This window comes from Escherichia sp. AM3, assembly GCF_032029835.1.
GTDB lineage: Bacteria > Pseudomonadota > Gammaproteobacteria > Enterobacterales > Enterobacteriaceae > Escherichia > Escherichia coli.
In genome coordinates, this window is record NZ_JAVUPQ010000155.1 from 1 (window position 1) to 3656 (window position 3656).

Here is a 3656-nt window from a genome sequence, read left to right on the forward strand (position 1 = left end):
GTCTTCCATTCACCACGGCAGCCACGGAGCTTTCCGCGATTCATGGTCACTCAACGTCGCAATATCGCCTTGGAGAATTTTATCTTCATGGTAGCGACGGTAAACCACTGGATTATACACAGGCGAGATACTGGTATGAGCAATCAGCGGAACAGGAAAATCCACGCGCGCAAAGTAAACTGGGGTGGATCTACCTCAAAGGTCTGGGGGTCAAACCCGACACCCGTAAAGCAATTCTCTGGTATAAGGAAGCAGCTGAACAAGGGTATGCTCATGCTCAATATACTTTAGGTTTGATCTACAGAAATGGCTCAGGTATTAATGTTAACCATTATGAATCTCAAAAATGGTTAAAACTGGCCGCCAAACAACATTACAAAAATGCGGAAAGATTACTTGCCGGGCTTCCCGCACATTAACGTCGACTGTCACCCGAACAGATGGAGTATTTTCCCTATCAAACCAGCAAAGATAAAAATATAGAAAATAATTTTAATGATGCCCAGACAGCCTGGCCCACCATCGTCAACGGGCATTGGCTGCGGTTGCGGCTCCGGTTCAACAGTTTGCTTCTCGGTAAAATTCGCCGCCTGAATTAATAATCGACGAATAATTAATGCTTCCAGTGGACAACGATTTTCTGCATCAAGGCGGCTCACAATCGGCATTAATGATTCTTCTGTAGGTTGGCAGGCCTGCACTAATTGTTTGGCAACTAGATATAATGGCCATAAGGTATGTTCTGTATCACGCGTGAGTGAGATCCGCGGCTTACGTCCTTTGTGCAAAACCATCTCGACCAGTGAACGCCCCAGCGCAGAGAGTTTTTCATCGCTGAGTATTTCGTATAAATGAAAACGCGTACGGGCGCTGTCGCCGGGGACATAAAGTAGCGGTTTTCCCTGATCGTTAACCAGATCACGCGCTTCAATCATCATCACCAGTAATGGGTAATAATCGACCCGATGCTGACGGCACCATTGCAACATTAAAGCATCCGCCTGGGTGGAGGGATACTCGCGCCAGTAGTCACAAAGTTCTGCCAACAGGCTTTCGCCTTCTCCACAATAGACGCGTTGCGCGTATTCATAATAAGGCGCATCTTCATTATCAGGTTCAGTTTCCCGCCATGACTGGGCGTAATCCAGAAGTTCGGGGATATCCAGGCGACCTGCGCTATACCAGCGGAGTAAATTTCTGTGCAGTTTTGCATCATCGGGGATAATCACTGCGCGATGTTGCGCTAAATACAATGTCAGCCATTGTGGATGCGATGACCAAATCCGAGCGAACATTTGGTAAAAATCGATGGTGTCATTTTGCACGGCAACGGGCAGATGCAGAATGGTCTGGAAGTTAAAAACATTCCCCTTCGCAATGGCATATAAAAAGGATTCCAGTTCTTCTTCGTCTATTTCCCCGGTATTTTCCTCCTGTAACCACCGCAATCTTTCTGCTAATAACACCACGCACTCGAAGGATAAATGGGCAGTGTTCATGGCGATTGTGCACAGCGACCAGCGTAATTCATCAATCTCCTCCATCGAGCAATAATTTAATTGCTGAATGAATCGCTGCCAGGCGGAGGGCAGAAAACGTTCACTATCAGAGGCAAGTAACGCACGAAAGGCGAGCAGAATTTCATGTTCTGCTACCTCATATTCTTCTGGTTGCCAAACAGATTTAGCAGGCGACTGCGCAATCCGTAGCGCCTCCTCATACGCCTGACGAAGTTGTTTAAAACCCTGCGGATCGGTTTCTGGATGAAAGGACGGTAACAGCGCCAGATAAGCGCGGCGGATAATATCGACGTCAGTCGTTTCCTCTATATCGAGGATCTTCCAGCAATTTTTCATAGGTCGCTCATATCCTTAAGCGTTTCCGGGCATGCAGAATAGTAAGCCAATGGTTGCCAGGACAAGGTAGGGTAATACGCATCATCACTGGCAAATAATTGATAAAACATATCATTGCCGGAATCGTCGTATTCTTTACGCGCTAAGAATTCGCGTAATAAAGGCAGATGATCATCTTCGGGAGACTGCCAATATTGCCGACCAAAGGTATAACCGGCAAAGTATTGCCGCCAGTTACTATAATAACGTAGAGCCCGTAGATGAATGCGCGACTGGATCCATAGACTTTCTTCTTCGCTCAACCAGTTATTAAGTACGCCCATTCGGCTTAAAAAACCCATCCGGACATAATCCCAGGCTTTGATTCCCCCTTCGCCACAGCATTCGGCGGTGCTGGCGACAAATTGCGCATAAGCCTGACCTTGCTCATTTAGTTCAGCAAGATAGTCACGCCATTCACATGGCGAATAACGAAACCAGCGGTGATAAAACCCTGCCAACCGAGCGGCATGACCGTTATCGATCATTCGGTGAATTGTGCGCAGCAGGTCATCACGGTCATCAATTCCCCATGAGGAAGAAAGGTCGAAAAAGCATGTACCTAAATACATTTTGGGTGATGAATGCGAAGGTAAACAGCATTCATTGCGTATTTCCATCGGAGTGGAAAGTGCAAACAATATTTTTTGCGACTCCATGTCCATATAATTTATCCTTAAATATTCATTAAATGAATATTAGCCGCATTGCGAGGCTCGTTTATTTATACTTTTCTGACGCGACATAATACGCATAAAATAAGGCTTACGCAAAAATGGAACACATAAAAATATAATATGTTTTATCTGCAACCATAAGGAAATGATAATGATTTTCACGTCAAGTTGCTGCGATAATTTATCAATAGATGAGATTATCGAACGTGCTGAAAAAGGCGATTGCGAGGCTCAATATATTGTTGGGTTTTATTATAATCGCGATAGCGCAATTGATTCTCCGGACGACGAAAAAGCCTTTTACTGGCTGAAGCTGGCCGCTGAGCAAGGTCATTGTGAAGCACAGTATTCCTTAGGGCAAAAGTATACCGAGGATAAAAGCCGTCATAAAGATAATGAGCAAGCCATCTTCTGGCTGAAAAAAGCTGCCCTACAAGGCCATACTTTCGCTTCCAACGCCCTTGGCTGGACACTGGATCGTGGAGAAGCCCCCAATTATAAAGAAGCGGTTGTCTGGTATCAGATAGCCGCGGAGAGCGGAATGTCTTATGCGCAAAATAATCTTGGGTGGATGTACAGAAATGGCAACGGAGTCGCAAAAGACTATGCGCTGGCATTTTTCTGGTACAAACAAGCTGCATTACAAGGCCATAGTGACGCGCAAAACAATCTGGCCGATCTTTATGAAGACGGAAAAGGCGTTGCTCAAAACAAGACACTCGCCGCATTCTGGTATTTGAAAAGCGCACAGCAGGGTAATCGGCACGCCCAGTTTCAAATTGCATGGGATTATAACGCTGGCGAAGGGGTGGACCAGGACTATAAGCAAGCGATGTACTGGTATCTGAAGGCTGCCGCTCAGGGGAGCGTCGGCGCTTACGTCAACATCGGTTATATGTATAAACACGGACAAGGCGTTGAGAAAGATTATCAGGCTGCCTTTGAATGGTTTACGAAAGCCGCTGAATGCAATGACGCCACTGCCTGGTATAACCTGGCCATTATGTATCACTACGGAGAAGGAAGACCTGTCGATCTCCGACAGGCTCTCGACCTGTATCGTAAAGTTCAGTCATCCGGAACC

The 3656-nt window shown here is 46.2% G+C and carries 4 protein-coding genes; 2 read left to right on the forward strand and 2 right to left on the reverse strand.

What is annotated here, in order from left to right:
* Positions 1-419 (forward strand): tetratricopeptide repeat protein (locus tag RTW80_RS23095; RefSeq protein ID WP_140044423.1); only part of this gene is annotated, 419 nt, incomplete at its 5' end.
* Positions 420-428: 9 nt separating this feature from the next.
* Here RTW80_RS23095 and RTW80_RS23100 read toward each other — a convergent pair.
* Positions 429-1856, reverse strand: a complete 1428-nt coding sequence (locus RTW80_RS23100) for a J domain-containing protein (protein ID WP_000786572.1) — start codon at positions 1854-1856, stop codon at positions 429-431.
* Entirely contained in the window at positions 1853-2560 is a 708-nt protein-coding gene (locus tag RTW80_RS23105; RefSeq protein ID WP_000367023.1) for a DUF1266 domain-containing protein, read from the reverse strand. The genes RTW80_RS23100 and RTW80_RS23105 overlap by 4 nt, the downstream gene beginning before the upstream one ends.
* Positions 2561-2723: 163 nt before the next feature.
* Between RTW80_RS23105 and ybeQ the strand changes: the two genes are divergently transcribed.
* Positions 2724-3656 (forward strand): Sel1 family TPR-like repeat protein YbeQ (ybeQ, locus tag RTW80_RS23110; protein ID WP_312720379.1); only part of this gene is annotated, 933 nt, incomplete at its 3' end.

What these genes read in the sequence shown, in the direction of transcription:
- RTW80_RS23100 (WP_000786572.1), bottom strand. Translation starts at nt 1,856, where the DNA reads ATGAAAAATTGCTGGAAGATCCTCGATATAGAGGAAACGACTGACGTC.
- RTW80_RS23105 (WP_000367023.1), bottom strand. Translation starts at nt 2,560, where the DNA reads ATGGACATGGAGTCGCAAAAAATATTGTTTGCACTTTCCACTCCGATG.